Source organism: Bosea sp. F3-2, assembly GCF_008253865.1.
Taxonomy (GTDB): domain Bacteria; phylum Pseudomonadota; class Alphaproteobacteria; order Rhizobiales; family Beijerinckiaceae; genus Allobosea.
In genome coordinates this window covers 641,179-658,791 of the sequence record NZ_CP042331.1, presented here as the reverse complement: position 1 = coordinate 658,791, position 17,613 = coordinate 641,179, and the positions used below count along the sequence as shown (strand labels likewise).

At 66.2% G+C, this 17,613-nt stretch carries 17 protein-coding genes; 12 read left to right on the top strand and 5 right to left on the bottom strand.

Annotated features, from left to right (window positions below; all coding sequences use genetic code 11):
- The first annotated feature begins 41 nt into the window (after positions 1-41).
- Together lipA and FQV39_RS03135 are read left to right on the top strand one after the other, a co-directional pair.
- Complete coding sequence (gene lipA / locus FQV39_RS03140; RefSeq protein ID WP_149133625.1) at positions 42-1,049, top strand: lipoyl synthase; 1,008 nt, start codon at positions 42-44, stop codon at positions 1,047-1,049.
- 14 nt (positions 1,050-1,063) lie between these two features.
- Complete coding sequence (locus FQV39_RS03135) at positions 1,064-1,537, top strand: type II toxin-antitoxin system RatA family toxin (protein ID WP_149128979.1); 474 nt, start codon at positions 1,064-1,066, stop codon at positions 1,535-1,537.
- Positions 1,538-1,660: 123 nt separating this feature from the next.
- Here FQV39_RS03135 and FQV39_RS03130 read toward each other — a convergent pair whose 3' ends face one another.
- Both FQV39_RS03130 and FQV39_RS03125 read right to left on the bottom strand, forming a co-directional pair.
- The gene (locus FQV39_RS03130) at positions 1,661-2,158 is read right to left on the bottom strand and encodes a CinA family protein (protein ID WP_149128978.1); all 498 of its coding nucleotides are present in this window, start codon (positions 2,156-2,158) and stop codon (positions 1,661-1,663) included.
- Between the two features lie 2 nt (positions 2,159-2,160).
- On the bottom strand, positions 2,161-3,396 hold the full coding sequence (locus tag FQV39_RS03125) for a bifunctional 2-C-methyl-D-erythritol 4-phosphate cytidylyltransferase/2-C-methyl-D-erythritol 2,4-cyclodiphosphate synthase (protein WP_149128977.1): 1,236 nt from the start codon (positions 3,394-3,396) through the stop codon (positions 2,161-2,163).
- 107 nt (positions 3,397-3,503) lie between these two features.
- On the opposite strand from FQV39_RS03125, the gene dusB reads away from it, so the two are divergent.
- From dusB to hflX, 7 genes are all read left to right on the top strand, one after another.
- Positions 3,504-4,532, top strand: coding sequence for a tRNA dihydrouridine synthase DusB (dusB, locus tag FQV39_RS03120; RefSeq protein WP_149128976.1), 1,029 nt, complete (start codon positions 3,504-3,506; stop codon positions 4,530-4,532).
- Positions 4,533-4,550: 18 nt separating this feature from the next.
- Complete coding sequence (locus FQV39_RS03115; protein WP_149128975.1) at positions 4,551-5,699, top strand: two-component system sensor histidine kinase NtrB; 1,149 nt, start codon at positions 4,551-4,553, stop codon at positions 5,697-5,699.
- 8 nt (positions 5,700-5,707) lie between these two features.
- Positions 5,708-7,159 (top strand): nitrogen regulation protein NR(I), encoded by a 1,452-nt coding sequence (ntrC, locus tag FQV39_RS03110; RefSeq protein WP_149128974.1) that lies wholly within the window; start codon positions 5,708-5,710, stop codon positions 7,157-7,159.
- A 42-nt stretch (positions 7,160-7,201) separates the two neighbouring features.
- A complete protein-coding gene (locus tag FQV39_RS03105; RefSeq protein ID WP_248313228.1) occupies positions 7,202-9,559 on the top strand; it encodes a sensor histidine kinase NtrY-like in 2,358 nt (785 codons plus the stop codon).
- Positions 9,559-10,926 (top strand): nitrogen assimilation response regulator NtrX, encoded by a 1,368-nt coding sequence (gene ntrX, locus FQV39_RS03100; RefSeq protein WP_149128973.1) that lies wholly within the window; start codon positions 9,559-9,561, stop codon positions 10,924-10,926. The genes FQV39_RS03105 and ntrX overlap by 1 nt, the downstream gene beginning before the upstream one ends.
- Positions 10,927-11,228: 302 nt before the next feature.
- Positions 11,229-11,477, top strand: a complete 249-nt coding sequence (gene hfq / locus FQV39_RS03095; RefSeq protein WP_055726983.1) for an RNA chaperone Hfq — start codon at positions 11,229-11,231, stop codon at positions 11,475-11,477.
- 1 nt (position 11,478) lies between these two features.
- Positions 11,479-12,864 carry a GTPase HflX gene (hflX, locus tag FQV39_RS03090; RefSeq protein ID WP_248313227.1) on the top strand — a complete coding sequence of 462 codons (1,386 nt, stop codon included), beginning with the start codon at positions 11,479-11,481 and terminating at the stop codon, positions 12,862-12,864.
- Positions 12,865-12,970: 106 nt separating this feature from the next.
- On the opposite strand, the gene mazG is transcribed toward hflX, so the two are convergent.
- A complete protein-coding gene (gene mazG, locus FQV39_RS03085) occupies positions 12,971-13,807 on the bottom strand; it encodes a nucleoside triphosphate pyrophosphohydrolase (protein ID WP_149128971.1) in 837 nt (278 codons plus the stop codon).
- 99 nt (positions 13,808-13,906) lie between these two features.
- Between mazG and arfB the strand changes: the two genes are divergently transcribed.
- Together arfB and FQV39_RS03075 are read left to right on the top strand one after the other, a co-directional pair.
- Complete coding sequence (arfB, locus tag FQV39_RS03080) at positions 13,907-14,326, top strand: alternative ribosome rescue aminoacyl-tRNA hydrolase ArfB (protein WP_149128970.1); 420 nt, start codon at positions 13,907-13,909, stop codon at positions 14,324-14,326.
- Position 14,327: 1 nt separating this feature from the next.
- Entirely contained in the window at positions 14,328-14,888 is a 561-nt protein-coding gene (locus FQV39_RS03075; RefSeq protein WP_149128969.1) for a regulatory protein RecX, read from the top strand.
- A 35-nt stretch (positions 14,889-14,923) separates the two neighbouring features.
- On the opposite strand, the gene FQV39_RS03070 is transcribed toward FQV39_RS03075, so the two are convergent.
- Positions 14,924-15,901, bottom strand: coding sequence for a Bug family tripartite tricarboxylate transporter substrate binding protein (locus FQV39_RS03070; RefSeq protein ID WP_149128968.1), 978 nt, complete (start codon positions 15,899-15,901; stop codon positions 14,924-14,926).
- 92 nt (positions 15,902-15,993) lie between these two features.
- Here FQV39_RS03070 and FQV39_RS03065 point away from each other — a divergent pair, with 92 nt between their 5' ends.
- Complete coding sequence (locus FQV39_RS03065; protein WP_248313226.1) at positions 15,994-16,572, top strand: class I SAM-dependent methyltransferase; 579 nt, start codon at positions 15,994-15,996, stop codon at positions 16,570-16,572.
- Positions 16,573-16,613: 41 nt separating this feature from the next.
- Here the strand turns inward: FQV39_RS03065 and FQV39_RS03060 are convergent, their stop codons facing one another.
- On the bottom strand, positions 16,614-17,612 hold the full coding sequence (locus tag FQV39_RS03060) for a M23 family metallopeptidase (protein WP_149128967.1): 999 nt from the start codon (positions 17,610-17,612) through the stop codon (positions 16,614-16,616).
- Between the last annotated feature and the right edge of the window lies 1 nt (position 17,613).

Genomic DNA, 17,613 nt, shown 5'->3' with positions numbered 1-17,613 from the left:
CGGCAATGCCGGCTCCTGCTTTTGAAAGCCCGGACCTCGATATGGCGCTTGTTCTCGACCTGCTGAACCGCGATCCGCGGCCCAACGCCGGCAATCCGAAGGCGCAACCGGCCCAGCCTGCAGGCGAGGTGCGCCATCCGGAGAAGCAGAAGCGCCCGGAGAACCCCGTCCTGCGCAAGCCGGACTGGATTCGCGTCAAGGCGCCGGGCTCGCCCAAATGGGCCGAGACCAAGGCGATCGTGAAAGCCGAGAAGCTGGTCACGGTCTGCGAGGAGGCCGGCTGCCCCAATATCGGCGAGTGCTGGGAGAAGAAGCACGCCACCTTCATGATCATGGGCGACACCTGCACGCGGGCCTGCGCCTTCTGCAACGTGAAGACCGGCGTGCCGCAGGCTCTCGACGCCGAGGAGCCCCGCAAGATCGCCGAGGCCGTCACCAAGCTTGGGCTGGAACATGTCGTCATCACCTCGGTCGACCGCGACGATTTGAAGGACGGCGGCGCGCAGCATTTCGCCGAGGTCATCGCCGCGATCCGCAAGATGTCGCCAAGCACCACCATCGAGATCCTGACGCCGGACTTCCTGCGCAAGCCGGGCGCGCTCGAGGTGGTCGTCGCGGCCAAGCCCGACGTGTTCAACCACAATATGGAGACGGTGCCGGGCAAGTACCTGAAGGTGCGTCCCGGTGCGCGCTATTTCCACTCGCTGCGCCTGCTGCAGCGGGTGAAGGAGCTCGATCCGACCATCTTCACCAAATCCGGCATCATGGTCGGCCTCGGCGAGGAGCGGAACGAGGTTCTGCAGCTGATGGATGACCTGCGCTCCGCCGAGGTCGACTTCATGACCATCGGCCAGTACCTCGCGCCGTCGCGCAAGCACCATGCCGTGATCCGCTTCGTCACGCCCGACGAGTTCAAGAGCTTCGAGACCATCGCCTATGCCAAAGGCTTCCTGATGGTGTCCTCGACGCCGCTGACCCGCTCCTCGCACCATGCCGGCGAGGATTTCGCACGGCTGCGCGCGAACCGGGCGGCGCGGCTGGGCCAGTAACGGCAGCGCTACCCATGCCAAAGTTCCACAGCACCCGCCGGGTGAAGCACTCGCCCGAGCAGATGTTCGCGCTCGTCGCCGATGTCGAGAAATATCCGCAGTTCCTGCCGCTCTGCGAGGGGCTGACGGTGCGCCGGCGCACCCCGCGGGAAGGCGGCGGCGAGGTGCTGCTGGCCGACATGACCGTCGGCTACAAGGCGATCCACGAGACCTTCACCAGCCGCGTCACGCTCGATCCGGCGAACCTCAAGATTCTCGTCGAGTATGTCGACGGGCCGTTTCGCCATCTGGAGAACCGCTGGGCCTTCAAGCCGCTCGAGACGGGCTGCGAGATCGGTTTCTTCATCACCTACGAATTCGCCAGCCGCATGCTCGGCTTGCTGATGGGCGCAATGTTCGACAAGGCCTTCCACAAGTTCTCGGAAGCCTTCGCGCGCCGGGCCGATCTGGTTTACGGGCGCGGCACAGCGCCGGCACTGGGCGCCTGAACCGTCATTGCGAGGAGCGAAGCGACGAAGCAATCCAGGGGCCGCGGGGCTGGACGGTTCGACCCAGTCCCCCTGGATTGCTTCGCTTCGCTCGCAATGACGTTCGATGCGACTGGAACGGGATCACGGCCCGGCCAGGACCGATTCGCGCAACAGGTCGAGCGCTTCGAGCACGCTGAGGCGGCGGATTTCGTCGCGTGACAATTCACCGAAGCGCCGCTCGCGATGCCGCGTGCCCGACGGGCCTGCGCACGCGAAATGCACCAATCCAACGGGCTTCTCGATGCTTCCGCCGCCCGGACCGGCGACGCCGGTGATCGCGACGGCGAAGCTGGCGTCCAGGCGCTTGCGCCCGCCTTCCGCCATCGCGCGCGCGACCGGCTCGCTCACCGCGCCATGCTTTTCGAGCAGAGCGACGGGAACACCGGCGAGCGCGACCTTGGCTTCGTTCGCGTAGGTGACAAGTCCGCCTTGCACCATGGTGGAGGAGCCGGCGATAGCCGTGAGCGCACCGCAGACCAGGCCACCCGTGCAGGATTCGACCGTCGCGACCGTGAAGCCGCGCTCCAAACTCATGTTGAGCAGTTCGGCGGCAAGCGAGCGAATGTCGAGGTCGAACATGGCTAATCCTCCTCGGGCAACCGAATCGTCGCCGTTCCCAGCGCCGCAAGCCCCTCGCGCCGGCCCGTGAAGCCCATGCGCTCGGAGGTCGTCGCCTTGATCGCGACCTTCTCGACGGGGATGCCGGCGGCGGCGGCGATCGCGGTGCGGATGGCCTCGCGATGCGGCCCGACCTTCGGCGCCTCACAGACGATCGTCAGATCGAGATGGTCGATGCGTCCGCCGCGCAGGCGCACCCGTTCGGCGGCGAAGGCCAGGAATTGCGTCGAAGCCGCGCCGCGCCATTGCGGGTCGCTCGGCGGAAAATGCGTACCGATATCGCCGTCGGCCAGCGCGCCGAGCAGAGCATCCGTCAGGGCATGGAGCGCCACGTCGCCATCCGAATGGGCGACGACGCCGCGGTCATGGGCGATCCTGACGCCACCGAGCCAGACATGGTCACCCGGACCGAAGGCATGGACGTCATAGCCGGTGCCGACCCGTGTCACGAGCGTATGGCCGGCGCGCGCATCCGTGCGGCGGAAATCCTCGGCATGGGTCAGCTTGATGTTGGCGAGTTCACCCCTGAAGGTCGCGACGGGGTGGCCGGCCCATTCCATCAAGGCCGCATCATCGGTGAAGCCGTGCAGCGAGGCCACTTCGGCGGTCTCATGCGCCGCCAGGAGCGGTTTGAAGCGGAAAGCCTGCGGAGTCTGCACGGTGACGAGCTGGTCGCGCGGCGGGGTCTCCGCGACATGGCCACCGGCGTCGATGCGCTTGACCGTGTCCGTGACCGGCAGGGCGGGGATGGCCGCCAAACCGGTTTCGCCGAGCGCGTCGATCGCCGCGCCGATCAGCGCCTGCGAGACGAAGGGGCGGGCGGCATCGTGGACCAAAACGATACCGTCAAAGCTTTCACGCGCCAGCGCGAGCAATCCGCGTCGCACCGAATCCTGGCGGGTCGCGCCGCCCTGGATCGGCGCCGCAAGCCGGTCATCGTCGATCCCGGCGACAGCGTTGGCGTAGCGGGTTTCGTCGCCCTCGCCGATGACGACCACCACGCGGCCGATCGCGGGTTCGGCCAGAAAAGGCGTGAGCGCGCGAGCGAGGACCGGGACACCGTCGACGAGCCGATACTGCTTCGGTTCGCCTGCACCCGCACGCAGCCCACGCCCGGCAGCGACGAGCAGGGCCGCCACCGGAGCGCGGCTATCGGCACGGCCAGAAGCGGAGAAGGGTTCTGCAGAATGGCTGTTCATGCGGCAGCCATAGCCAATTCCGGCGGCGGGGGGCAGGGGGTCCATCTCTGCTGCAATGCAGCATCAACCTCTAAGCGCTTGCGCTCCTGCAGCATTGTCCAATAAATATGCATATTGGAAGTTGCCTCAAAAGCAGGCTGAACCGTTTGAACATCGCAGGAATACAGATCGAATCCCGCGCCTTTCTGGCGCCGATGTCCGGCGTGACCGATATCGTCATGCGGCGGCTGGCCGCGCGCCGCCATGCCGGGATCGTCGTCTCGGAAATGGTGGCCTCGGACGAGTTTGTCCGAGGTAGCGAGGAAGCGCGCATCCGCGCTGAAGGCGAGGGTGTCTCGCCCCATGTCGTCCAGCTCGCCGGCTGCGACCCTTACTGGATGGGCGAAGCCGCCCGGCTGGCCGAGTCCAACGGTGCGGCGATCGTCGACATCAATATGGGCTGCCCCGCGAAGAAGGTGACCGGTGGCTGGGCCGGCTCTGCGCTGATGCGCGACCTCGATCACGCCGTGGCGCTGGTCGAGGCGGCCGTCGCCGCCGTCAGAGTGCCCGTGACGGTCAAGATGCGATTGGGTTGGGACGATGCCTCCCGCAACGCCCCCGAGCTCGCGCGCCGCGCTGTCGCCGCAGGCGCGCGGATGATCACCGTCCACGGTCGCACCCGCCAGCAATTCTACAAGGGCAAGGCGGATTGGCGTGCCATCGCCACCGTGCGGGCTGCCGGCGATTTTCCACTGGTGGCAAACGGCGACATTCACGATGTGGCCGATGCCGAAGCGTGCCTCACCCAGTCGGGAGCTGACTTCGTGATGGTAGGCCGCGCTGCCCTTGGGCGCCCCTGGCTGGTCGGCGAGATCGGCGCCGCGCTCGACGGTCGCAAGCTCGCTCCCCTGACCCTGGTCGAAAAGCTCAACGTCGCGCGGGAGCACTATGAAGGCCTGCTGAGCTTGATGGGAACGGCGCATGGCGTGCGCCACGCCCGCAAGCACCTTGCCGCCTATGCTGACGAGGCCGTGGCGGAGGGCTGTGAGCCGAATCCCGAGCTGCGACGCGCCCTGCTCACTTCGGAAGATCCTCGCCAGGTCCTGGCGGCGCTTGCGGGGCTGTTTTCGACGGAACAAAGCCGCGAAACGGCTTGAGATGGAAAGGAAGGGCCGATGACGGCGATATTTGCCGACAAGGGGCTCGCGAGCGGGCGGACCTATTTGCTCGACGCTATCGAGGTTCAGACCTTGAACGTCCTGCCAATGCCGGTCCTGGTCATCGGCGAGGGCCACATGGTCATCTACGCGAATACGGCGGCGGAGGATTTCTTCCAGTCGAGCGCCGCCGTGCTCAAGCGCCAGCGCATCGACGATCTCGTCGCCTTTGGCTCGCCGGTTCTTGGGCTGATCGAGGATGTGCAGCGCCGTGGCGCGAGCGTCAGCGAATACCGTCTCGACTTCGGCTCGCCGCGCCTCGGCAGTGATCGCACCGTCGATGTTTTTGCCTCTCCCTTGCCCAGCCAAGGCGATGCCGTCGTCCTGATGCTGCAAGAACGGACAATTGCTGAAAAAATGGACAGGCAATTGACGCATCGAGGGGCAGCTCGTTCGATCACCGCACTCGGCGCCATGCTCGCCCATGAGATCAAGAACCCGCTTTCGGGCATCCGTGGGGCGGCCCAGTTGCTCGAAGGCTCGATCTCGGATTCGGATCGAATGCTGACCCAGCTCATCTGCGACGAGACCGATCGCATCGTGAAGCTCGTCGAGCGTGTCGAGCTCTTCGGTGACGAGCGGCCGAGCGAGCGCGACGCCGTCAATGTCCATGACGTCCTCGACCATGTGAAGCGCCTGGCGCAGTCGGGCTTCGCCCGCCACATCCGCTTCTCCGAAGCCTACGATCCGTCGCTGCCGCCCGTGGCCGGCAATCGCGACCAGCTCGTCCAGGTCTTGCTGAATCTGGTCAAGAATGCCGCCGAAGCCATTGGCGAAGATGCGATGGACGGCGAGATCACGCTGACGACGGCCTATCGCCCCGGTATCCGCATGCAGGTTCCGGGGTCTTCCGAACGGATCGCGCTGCCGCTCGAAATCGTCATCCGCGACAATGGCCCGGGCGTGCCGCCCGACCTCGTCCAGCACCTCTTCGATCCCTTCGTCACCACCAAGGCGCAGGGAAGTGGCCTTGGACTTGCACTCGTCGCCAAGGTGATCGGCGATCACGGCGGAATCGTCGAATGCGAGTCCGTTCCCCGCCGGACGCAATTCAGGATCCTTCTGCCGCTGCACCAGCTCGGTCAGGGCAGTCAACGCAAGGCCTAATCGAACACATGCCGACCGGTCACATCCTCGTCGCCGACGACGACGCCGCGATCCGCACCGTCCTCAATCAGGCGCTCGCCAGAGCCGGCTACGAAGTCCGCACCACCGGCCAGGCCGCGACGTTGTGGACCTGGGCTGCCCAGGGCCTGGGCGATCTGATCATCACCGACGTCGTGATGCCGGACGGCAACGCCTTCGACCTGCTGCCGCGCATCAAGCGGGTGCGCCCCGAGCTGCCGATCATCGTGATGAGCGCGCAGAACACCTTCATGACGGCGATCAAGGCGTCCGAGCGCGGCGCCTATGAATATCTGCCGAAGCCCTTCGACCTGAAGGAGCTCGTCGCCATCGTCGGCCGCGCCATGTCGCGTCCCCGTGGCGAAACCGCGCGCAGCCACGCGGCCGAACCCGAGGACATCCCGCTGATCGGCCGCTCGCCGGCGATGCAGGACGTCTACCGCGCGCTCGCCCGCCTGATGCCGATCGATCTGACCGTGATGATCAACGGCGAGTCGGGCACCGGCAAGGAGCTGGTGGCGCGGGCGCTGCATGATTACGGCAAGCGCAAGAACGGCCCTTTCGTCGCGATCAATATGGCGGCGATCCCGAAGGACCTGATCGAATCCGAGCTGTTCGGTCATGAGAAGGGCGCTTTCACCGGGGCGCTGACCCGCTCCTCCGGCCGCTTCGAGCAGGCGGAAGGCGGCACGCTCTTCCTCGACGAGATCGGCGACATGCCGATGGAGGCGCAGACCCGCCTCCTGCGCGTGCTTCAGCAAGGCGAGTACACGACCGTCGGCGGGCGCACGCCGATCAAGACCAATGTCCGCATCATCGCGGCGACCAACAAGGATCTGCGGATCTCGATCGCGCAGGGCCTCTTCCGCGAGGATCTGTTCTTCCGGCTCAACGTCGTGCCGATCCGCCTGCCGCCGCTGCGCGAGCGCGTTGAGGACATCCCGGATCTCGTCCGCCACTTCTTCTCGCTGGTCGAGAAGGAAGGCCTGCCGCGCAAGCAGGTCGATTCGGAAGCGATGGACGTGATGCGGCGCTATCGCTGGCCCGGCAATGTCCGCGAGCTGGAGAATCTGGTCCGCCGCCTGGCCGCGCTTTATCCACAGGAGACGATCACCGCCCCGATCGTCGAGGCCGAATTGCAGCCGGCAGCAGCCGGGCCGGGGTATTCCAGCAGCCCGGCCACTCCCGAGCGTGCCGAGACCCTGTCCGGCTCGGTCGAGCGCCATCTCAGCCAGTATTTCGGCGGATTCGGCGACAACATCCCGCCGCCTGGCCTCTATCACCGCATCCTGCGCGAGATCGAACCGCCGCTGATCGCCGCCGCACTCGCCGCCACGCGCGGTAACCAGATCCGTGCTGCCGAACTGCTCGGCCTCAACCGCAACACGCTGCGCAAGAAGATCCGCGAGCTCGACATGCAGGTTGTTCGCTCGCCGCGGTGAGCGCCGAGCCCGCCTTGTCCATGTCATATTTTGACAACACCGTTGCGGCGGCGCATCAGTTGCGCCCGTAGGTATCGCCAGTGCTTCGGCGACGCCGCATCGGAGTTTTCAGAACACGTGTCCGCTTCCGCAACTGAAGCCAGAATGATGCCGCGCGGCGAGGAGAAATCCCGCCGCGTTTCCGGCTGGATCGGCGGGATCATCGTCTTTCTGGCGCTGGTCTCGGCGCTGCTCACCTTCCTCGTCCTGTCGGGCGCGACGCCGATCGCCCCGGTGCATGAGGTCGTGGTCGGTGTCTTCGTTCTCAACGCGCTCCTGATTCTGGCTCTCCTCGTCGTCGTCGCGATCGAGGCAGCCGTGGTGATTCGCGCCCGCAAGGCGGGGGCCGCAGCCGCAGGGCTGCATGTGCGGATCGTCGGTCTCTTCAGTATCGTCGCAGCCCTGCCGGCCGTTCTCGTCGCGGTCATCGCAACCATCACCATCGAACGTGGCCTCGAGCCCTGGTTCTCGGACCGGATGCGGGATGCGATCTTCAAGTCGGTGGAGGTCGCGGATGCCTATGCCGCCAGCCAATGCCGCTCGCTGGGCCGCGAGATCCGTGTGCTCGCCGATGATTTGACGCGCGCCAAGCCCGCCTATGACGCCGACCGCAAATGGTTCGAGAACTTTCTGACGACGCGCGCAACGGCGCTCGGCGTCCCGATAGCTGCGATCATGCAACCGCCGGACAAGGTCCTGGTGCGCGCCAACATCGACGTGCTGAAGGACGCCCCCAAGCCGGATCAGGCCGCATTCGACGACGCCCAATCGGCGCCTGAGCCGATCTGCGTCATCCCGCGCGCGGGCAGGATCTTCGGTGCGGTGATGAAGTTGCCGGCCTATGACAACAGCTTCCTGCACATCGCGCGGGAGGTCGACCCGCTGGCCGTGGAATTCCCGGCGGTGGCTCGCGGTGCGGCTGTCGAATACCTGTCGATCGACGCCCGTCGCAAAGGGGTCCAGATCGCCTTCGCCTCGATGTACGGCCTGATCGCGCTGATCCTGCTGCTCTCTGCGATCTGGCTTGGCCTCAGCTTCGCCAACGGTCTGGTCGCTCCGATCAGGCGGATGATTCATGCGACCGATCAGGTCTCCAGCGGCAACTTCTACGTCCAGGTGCCGATCCGACGAGCGGAAGGCGATCTTGCCCATCTCGGCGAGACCTTCAACAAGATGACGGCGGAGCTGCGCCGTCAGCGCGACAGCCTGGTGACGGCGAGCGAGGTCATCGACCGGCGCCGCCGCTTCACCGAGGCCGTCCTTTCGGGCGTCTCTTCTGGCGTGCTGAGCCTCGACGGCGACGGCCACATCACGACGATCAATCGCTCGGCCGAAGCGCTCCTCGGCACGGGCGGCCGCCTGCTCGGCAAGCCGATCGCCGAGATCGCTCCCGAGGTCGCGGGCTTGGTCGCCGAGGCGCTGCAGGGCCGGCAACGGCAGGTTTCGGGGCAGGCGACGCTGACGCGCGCCGGACAGGACCGCATGGTCAATATCCGCGCCGCACGCGAGGGCGAGGGGCTCAGCGCCGGCCTCGTCGTGACGCTCGACGACATCACCGACCTGGTCTCCGCCCAGCGCACCGCCGCCTGGGCCGACGTCGCCCGGCGCATCGCACACGAGATCAAGAACCCGCTGACGCCGATCCAGCTCTCGGCCGAGCGCATCAAGCGCCGTTTCGGCCGCGTCATCACCGAAGGCAAGGAGGTCTTCGACCAGTGCACCGACACGATCGTGCGCCAGGTCGAGGATATCCGGCGCATGGTCGACGAGTTCTCCTCCTTCGCCCGCATGCCGAAGCCTTCGCTGGCGCGCGAGGATATCGTCGAGACGGTGCGCCAGATCGTCTTCCTCTGGCGGGTCGGCAATCCGGAGACGACGATCGAGGAGAGCCTCCCGGCGGAGGCCGTCCCGGCCCGTTTCGACCGTCGCCTGATTTCCCAGGCCCTGACCAATGTCATCAAGAACGCGACGGAAGCGATCGAGGCGGTTCCGGCCGACGAGCGCGGTCCGGGCCGCATCGATGTCCGCCTGGAACGGCGCGACGATGGGCGGGTGGTCATCGAGGTCATCGACAACGGCAAGGGGCTGCCGGCCGACCAGCGCCAGAAGCTGCTGGAGCCCTATATGACCACGCGCGAGGGCGGGACCGGTCTCGGCCTCGCCATCGTCGGCAAGATCCTGGAGGACCATGGCGGCGGCATCGAATTGCTCGACCGCCCGGACGCCTCCAGCGGAGCGAGGGGCGCCCGTATCCGCCTCTGGTTCCCCGAAACCGGCCCGTCCGAGGCCAATGGCGGCGATGACGCCGCCCAGCCGGGTTCCGGCCCGGTCACTCACGATTCGCAGAATGGGATAGGTTGATGAGCGCTGACATCCTGGTGGTGGACGACGAAGTCGATATCCGCGATCTGGTCGCCGGCCTTCTCGAGGACGAAGGCTATCGGACCCGCAAGGCGGGCTCCGCCGACGAGGCGCTGGCCGCGATCGCGGCGCGGCGGCCGAACCTGGTCTTCCTCGACATCTGGCTGCAGGGCAGCCGCCTCGACGGCCTTCAGGTCCTTGAGCTGATCAAGGAAGGCCACCCGGATCTTGCCGTGGTGATGATCTCCGGCCACGGCAACATCGAGACGGCTGTCTCCGCCATCAAGAGCGGCGCCTATGACTTCATCGAGAAGCCGTTCAAGGCAGACCGGCTCGTCCTCGTCGCCGAGCGGGCGCTGGAAGCGTCGCGGCTGCGCCGCGAGGTCCGCGAGCTCAAGACCCGCTCGGTCCAGGCCAACCGCATCGTCGGCCGCACGACGGTCGTCAACCAGCTGCGTCAGACCATCGAGCGCGTCGCGCCAACCAATGCCCGTGTCCTCATCACCGGCGAACCGGGCTGCGGCAAGGAGCTGGCGGCGCGCACGCTGCATGAGGCGTCCACGCGCTCGCACGGCCCCTTCGTGGTCATCAATGCGGCGACGATCACGCCCGAGACGATGGAGGAGGAACTCTTCGGCGTCGAGGGCGGCGACGGTCGCTCGCGCCGCATCGGCGCGCTCGAGGAGGCGCATGGCGGCTCGCTCTATATCGACGAGATCGGCGACATGCCGCGCGAGACGCAGAACCGCATCCTGCGCGTGCTGGTCGACCAGAACTTCCAGCGTGTCGGCGGCGCGACGCGGGTCCATGTCGACGTCCGCATCATCTCCTCGTCAAGCCGCGACCTCGCGCAGCTGATCGCCGACGGGCATTTCCGCGAGGACCTCTATCACCGCCTCAGCGTCGTGCCGATCCGCGTGCCGGCGCTCTCCGAGCGGCGCGAGGACGTGCCGGAGCTGATCGAGTTCTTCATGGAGCAGATCTCGATCGCGAGCGGCCTGCCCAGGCGCCGGATCGGCTCGGACGCGATGGCCGTGCTGCAGTCGCATGAATGGCCGGGCAACGTTCGCGAACTGCGCAACAATGTCGAGCGGCTGATGATCCTGACCAAGGGCGATCCGACCTCGGAGGTGACGGTGGAGATGCTGCCGGCCGAGGTCGGCGCGATGGTGCCGACGACGCCGTCAGGCTCCGGCGGCGAGCGGCTGATGAGCCTGCCGCTGCGCGACGCCCGCGAGATCTTCGAGCGCGAGTACCTCATCGCCCAGATCGCGCGCTTCTCGGGCAACATCTCGCGCACGGCGGAGTTCATCGGCATGGAGCGCTCGGCGCTGCACCGGAAGCTCAAATCGCTCGGCGTCGGCTAGAGCATTTTCGAGCGAAGTGGATACCGGTTCGCGTGAAGAAAATGCGATCAAACAATGAGATGGGGTATTTCCGCGATCCAGAGAAACGCGGAAATGCTCTAGCCTTTCGTCGGACGCATCTGCACGCCACGCAGACGCACCTGCGAAAAAACGCGGCATTGCTGCACTTGCGTTGAAAGCAAACTCGACGATCTAATGGAACGTCGGTGTTCCGAGGCTGGCGGAATGCGCCGCCGGCCCGAACGGAACGAACTGGATCGCGGGCGTAAACCGATCGACGATCCCAACAACAGGGACTACCCATGGCCGCAGAGCGGGCTCAGAACCTCCAGGACACCTTCCTCAATCACGTTCGCAAGCAGAAAATTCCGCTGACGATTTTCCTGGTCAACGGCGTGAAGTTGCAGGGCGTCGTCACCTGGTTCGACAATTTCTGCGTGCTGCTGCGCCGTGACGGCCACTCGCAGCTCGTCTACAAGCATGCGATCTCGACCATCATGCCCGGCCACCCGGTGCAGCTGTTCGAGCCCGAGGACACGGACAAGAACTGACTTGGCGGCAAGCCGCGATAGCGACAAGGAACGGGCGGCGGTCAAGCCGCTCGACGAGATCGAACGCGACATCGCGGCGAATACGCGCGCCTTCGTCGTGGGCCCCTATCTGCAGAGGCGTGGCGTCGCTGTCGACGCCAACCAGCGCTCCTTCGCGGCGCGACTCGACGAGGCCGTAGGTCTCGCGGCCGCGATCGACCTGACCGTGGTGGAGCCGGTTCAGGTGCTGCTCACGGCGCTGCGCCCCGCGACCTATCTCGGCAAGGGCAAGGTCGACGAGCTGGCTGGGCGCATCAACGCCGAGGAGATCGGCCTTGTTGTGATGGATTGTGCCCTGTCGCCGGTCCAGCAGCGCAACCTCGAGAAGGCTTTCGGCTGCAAGGTCATCGACCGCACCGGCCTGATCCTCGAAATCTTCGGCCGGCGGGCGCGCACCAAGGAAGGCGCGCTCCAGGTCGAGCTCGCGCATCTGAACTACCAGAAGAGCCGGCTGGTGCGGTCCTGGACCCACCTCGAACGCCAGCGCGGCGGCTTCGGCTTCCTCGGTGGTCCCGGTGAGACGCAGATCGAGGCCGATCGGCGCATCATCCAGGAGCGCATGACCAAGATCGAGCGCGATCTGGAGAGCGTGAAGCGCACCCGCTCGCTGCACCGTGCGAGCCGGAAACGCGTGCCTTATCCGATCGTTGCCCTCGTCGGCTACACCAACGCCGGAAAGTCGACACTCTTTAACCGGCTGACCTCGGCCGAGGTGCTGGCGCAGGACATGCTCTTCGCCACGCTCGATCCGACGGCGCGCGCGATCAAGCTGCCGCATGGCGCCCGGATCATGCTCTCCGACACGGTCGGATTCATCTCCGACCTGCCGACGCAGCTCGTCGCCGCCTTCCGTGCCACGCTGGAGGATGCGATCGAAGCTGACGTCCTGCTGCATGTCCGCGACGTCTCGCATGAGGACACGCAGGCACAGGCTGCCGACGTGCAGGCGATCCTGCGCGATCTCGGCATCAACCCTGATGACGGCCAGCGCGTGATCGAGGTCTGGAACAAGGCCGATCTGCTCGTTTCCGCCGAGCGCGAGCGCCAGCTCGGTATCGCCTCGCTGCGGCCGGCCGAAACCCGGCCGGTCCTCGTCTCGGCGCTGACCGGCGAGGGAATCGACCGACTGACGAGGGCGATCGAGGCCAGGATCGCGCTGAGCCGGCCGGTCTATCGGCTGGATCTTGCTCCGGGTGATGGCAAGTCACTGGCCTGGCTGCACGCGAATGGCGAGATCCTGGAGCGCGAGGACGCCGAGGATGGCGGGCTGAAGCTCATCGTCCGCTTGCCGCCAGAGCGGGAAGGGGCGTTCACGGCACGGTTTCCCGAGGCCGAGCGGCAGAGGTAGGCCAAAGCCGTCATTGCGAGGTGAAGCGACGAAGCAATCCAGGGGGACCGGGTGAAACGTTCAACCCAGTCCCCCTGGATTGCTTCGCTGCGCTCGCAATGACGGTTCAGCCGACCGCCTTCTCGGCCTTCTTCACCGCCTGCCAGAGTGCCTCGAGTTCATCGAGTGTCGCATCCTTGGCTCTACGCCCCTGGGTTTCGAGCTGCTCTTCGATCCCCTTGAAGCGCCGCTCGAATTTCGCGTTTGCAGCGTTGAGGCAGCCTTCCGGATCGGCGCCGACATGGCGGGCGAGATTGGCGATGACGAAGAGCAGGTCGCCGATCTCCTCCTGGATTGCGGCCTTGTCGCCATCAGCGAGCGCTTCGTCGATCTCCTCAGTCTCCTCGCGGATCTTGTCGAGCACGAGCCGCGCATCGTTCCAGTCGAATCCGACGGTCGAGGCGCGGGCCTGCAGCTTCCAGGCGCGGGTGAGGGCGGGCAGGCTGTGCGGAACGCCGGCGAGGACGCTTCTGTCCTCCTGCAGCGGCGGCAGGCCGGCCGCTTCGCGCGCCGCTGCCTTGGCGGACTTCTCCTCGGCCTTGATCCGGTGCCAGAGCACCTTCACCTCCGCCGGCGAGAGATCGCGCGCCTCGCCGAAGACATGCGGATGCCGGCGGATCAGCTTACTGGTGATGGCTTCCACGACATCCGGGAAGGCGAAGGAGCCTTCCTCCTCGGCCATGCGCGCATGGAAGACGACCTGCAGCAGCAGGTCGCCGAGCTCGTCCTTGAGATCGAGCTTGTCGCCGCGCGCGATCGCATCGGCGACCTCATAGGCCTCCTCCACAGTATAGGGCGCGACCGACGCGAAATCCTGCTCCAGATCCCAGGGGCAGCCGGTTTTGGGCGTGCGCAGCGCCGCCATGATCTCGATGAGCCGTTCGATGTCGCGAGAGGGCTTCAACGCTGCATGTCTCCGAGAATTGCGGTAAAGCATTGCGCGAAAAAGTGGGAACCGGTTTTTCGCTGAAGCAATGCTCCCAACTTTGAGAATTCTCCTCCCATGATTCAAGTCACCCCGTCCATCGCGATCGACGAGAGCGAGATCGAGGAGAGCTTCGTGCGCGCCTCGGGACCGGGCGGGCAGCACGTCAACAAGGTCTCGAGCGCGGTGCAGATCCGCTTCGATGTGCGCCGCTCGCCCTCGCTGCCGAACGATGTCGCCATTCGCCTGATGAAGCTTGCCGGCAGCCGGCTGACCCAGGACGGCGTCATCGTCATCGTCGCCCAGGCGCAGCGCAGCCAGAAGCGCAATCGCGAGGAGGCCGTCGAGCGCCTGCTGGAGCTGATCCGCGCCGCTGCCGTCCGTCCGACCGTTCGGCGCGCGACGAAGCCCACCAAGGCCTCGAAGGAGCGCAGGCTCGCCTCGAAGGAGCGCCGCTCCGGCGTCAAGGCTAGCCGGCAGAAGCCTCCCGCCGACTAGCATGTCCGACAGCGAACGCCAGTCAGGGCAGGGGGCTCGCCCTGCCCGCGCCCCGCGGCGCATCACCGCCGATTACCTCCAGCGTGCGGCGCTGCACTACCTCGAACGCTACTCTGCCCCGGCCGCTCAGCTGCGCCGGGTGCTGGCGCGCAAGATCACCATGAGCTGCCGGTATCATGGCGACGATCCCGCGCTCCATGCCGTCGCGCTGGATGAGGTGATCGCCCGCTGCCTGTCCAGCGGATTGATCGACGATCGCCGCTTCGCCGAGGCGAGGGCGGCGACGCTACGGCGCAAGGGGCAGTCGAGCCGCAGCGTTATGGTCAAGCTGACCGCCAAGGGGATCGCGCGCGATCTCGCCGGCGAATTCGCCAACACCCATGCTGACGACGAGGTTGCCGCCGCGCGCGTTGCCGCGAAGCGCCGCCGGCTCGGCCCCTGGCGCAGGCCGGACGAGCGGGCCGCCTGTCGGCAGAAGGACCTCGCCGCCTTGGCGCGGCTCGGCTTCGGCTACGCCACGGCACGCACAGTCATCGACGGTGACGCAGAGAGCGCTCCTTGAGCTGCAGGCTTGACTGGGACGCTTCCGACGCCGCGTCACTCCAGCTTGACCTGCGCTTCCTTGACCACCTTGCCCCAGCGCTCGACCTCCACTGTTACGAAGCGACCGAAGGCCTCGCCGCTCAGGCTCGGGATCGGGGAGCCGTTCTTCTTCCAGACCGAATCGATGGCCGGCGACTTCAGCGCTTTCTCGACCTCCGCCCGCATCCGCGCGACGATCTCAGGCGGCGTTCCCTTGGGAGCCCAGAGCGCATACCAGGTCGAGACCTCATAGCCGTCGAGGCCGGCCTCTCTGGCTGTCGGAACATCGGGCACGGCCTCGGAGCGCGTGGGCGCGGCGACGGCCAGCGCCCGCAAGGCGCCGCTCTGGATCTGGGCAGCCGAGGAACCTAGTCCGTCGAAGAGGATATCGACCTGCCCGGCGACGGTGTCCTGCAGGGCCGGGCCGGCGCCACGATAGGGCACATGGGTCAGCTTTGTCCCCGTCGACAGCTGGAACAGCTCGCCGGCAAGATGATGCGTGGTGCCGTTGCCGGCCGAGGCGTAGTTCAGCTTTTCCGGGTTCTTCTTCGCAAAGTCGATCAGCTCGGCCACGGTCTTCGCCTGAACCTTGCCGGGATGGACGACAATGACCTGTGGCGGTTGGGCGACGACGGCGATCGGAATGAAATCGGTCTCGATGTTGTAGTCGAGCTTGGGATAGAGCGCTGGCGCGATGGCGTGGTGCGCTGCCCCGACGAAGAAGGTGTATCCGTCAGGCTTCGCCTTTGACGCCGCGGAGGCCCCGACTGTCCCGCCGGCGCCGCCGCGATTTTCGATGATGATGCGCTGGCCGAGCTGCTGGTCGAGCTGTGCAGCAAGCGGCCGCGCAAAAGCGTCCGTACCACCGCCGGCGGGGAAGGGCACGATGAAGCTGATCGGCCGCGTGGGCCAGGCTTCCGCCCAGGCAGGAGCCTGCAAGGCCAGGACGGATGCGGCAGCAGTCGCCGCGATGAAATATCGCTTCGTGATCATCAGCTCTCTCCCAGAACAAGGCTCTTGCTGGCCTTCGCTGCGTATCCGACGATGCGGACCGTCCTTGGGATTAGGCCACCGGGCCAATCCGTTTGGCAAGCGCGGGCCAGAGCGGCTCTCGGTTCCACGATCTCGACTGTTGGCACAAAGCAGACATTGGCAAGCGAGGAATTATGAGCCGGCTCGATAGTTTTATTCGCCGCCTGGAGGCTCAGCGCAGTGTGCTGAACTGGGCAGCAGATTTCGCCGCGGACAAGGAGGGCTTGGTCCTGGAGCTGGGCCTCGGCAATGGCCGGACATACGACCATTTGCGCGAGAGATTGCCGGGTCGTGCGATCCATGTCTTCGAGCGCTCGCCCAGCCCGAACCCGCAATCGATGCCGCCGCAGCACCTCCTCATCATCGGGGAGATGGAACAGACATTGCCGGCCTTCGCCGCGCGCCATGGCGCCGAGGCGATTCTGATCCATGTCGATGTCACGACAGGCGTGCCCGCGCGCGACCGGTTTGCCTTCGCATGGCTGCCAGAACACGTCGCGGCGCTGGCGCGGCCCGGCGGGCTGATCGTCAGTGGCTGGCCGCTCGACGATCCAGCTTTCGAGGCCGTGCCGCTTCCGGCCGATGTGCCCGAGGAGCGCTACTTCGCCTACCGGCGCCGCGACGCCAGTTGAGTCGATACCGGAAGACTGCCGGCTTATCGCTACGATCGGTTCTATTGAAGCTCGATGTCGAAGCTTCGTTCGAGAACCACACCCCCATCATGGGACACCGTATACTTGGCCCGATAAGTGCCTCTATCCCACCCGGTTGCAGGCTTCCGGAGACCAGTGAAGATCAAGGTTTGCGCCTGATTTCGCTCAAGCGGCTGGGCTTCATGCCTGGTGATCACCTGACCAGACGGGCTGCTCACGACCACGGATTGGACGTCGCCAATCTTGAGGCCGATTCCGCGGGCATAGGCCACGAGCGCGGGAGCGTCGATGCCTGGCTGCTGTTCGGCATCTCCAGCCTCCAGCGTCGCCAATGTCACGGAGGCGGCGGCAAAGCCCGCATTCAAGACCCAGCGCGGCCTGTAGGCGAGCAGGGGAACCAGTGCGGGCTCCCAAAGCATGCGGCCGCCTCCGCATGAGCTCGGCGCGGCCTCGTGAGCGAAGGGATCTGCGATCTCGCCGCGATGCCGGACGATGAAATGAAGATGCGGATATTCGGTCAAGCCGGACAGGCCGATCCGCCCGATCGCCTGACGCGCTTCAACCCGCTCGCCGACCTCGACGCGCAGGCTGCCGCGAGCCATGTGGCAATACTGCGTCTGCCAGCCGTCGGAATGCTCGATCACGACGGCATTGCCGCATTCGACACCCTTCACCGTCGCAGCGCCGTTGCCGCGAACGGACACATCGGCAACGCCGTCGCGCCGTCGGACAACCCGGCCGGCCGCGGCGGCCAGAACCTCGACCCCAGCCTGCTGCGCGGCCATGGTCGGCAGGCGGAAATCTGTCCCGTTATGGCCATCATAGGACAGGGTGCCGCATTGATAGTCACGGGCCGAGGATGTGGGGTCCGCATCGACATAGTTTTGAATGAAGCAGCTGCGCCCGAGCTCACAGGCGACGGGCAAGGCGAAAACCGGCGCCTCTTCGGCAAGCGCTACTGTCGGGAAAGCAAGAACGATGGCGGCCCTGGCTACGCGAAGGCAACAACCACCGATCATG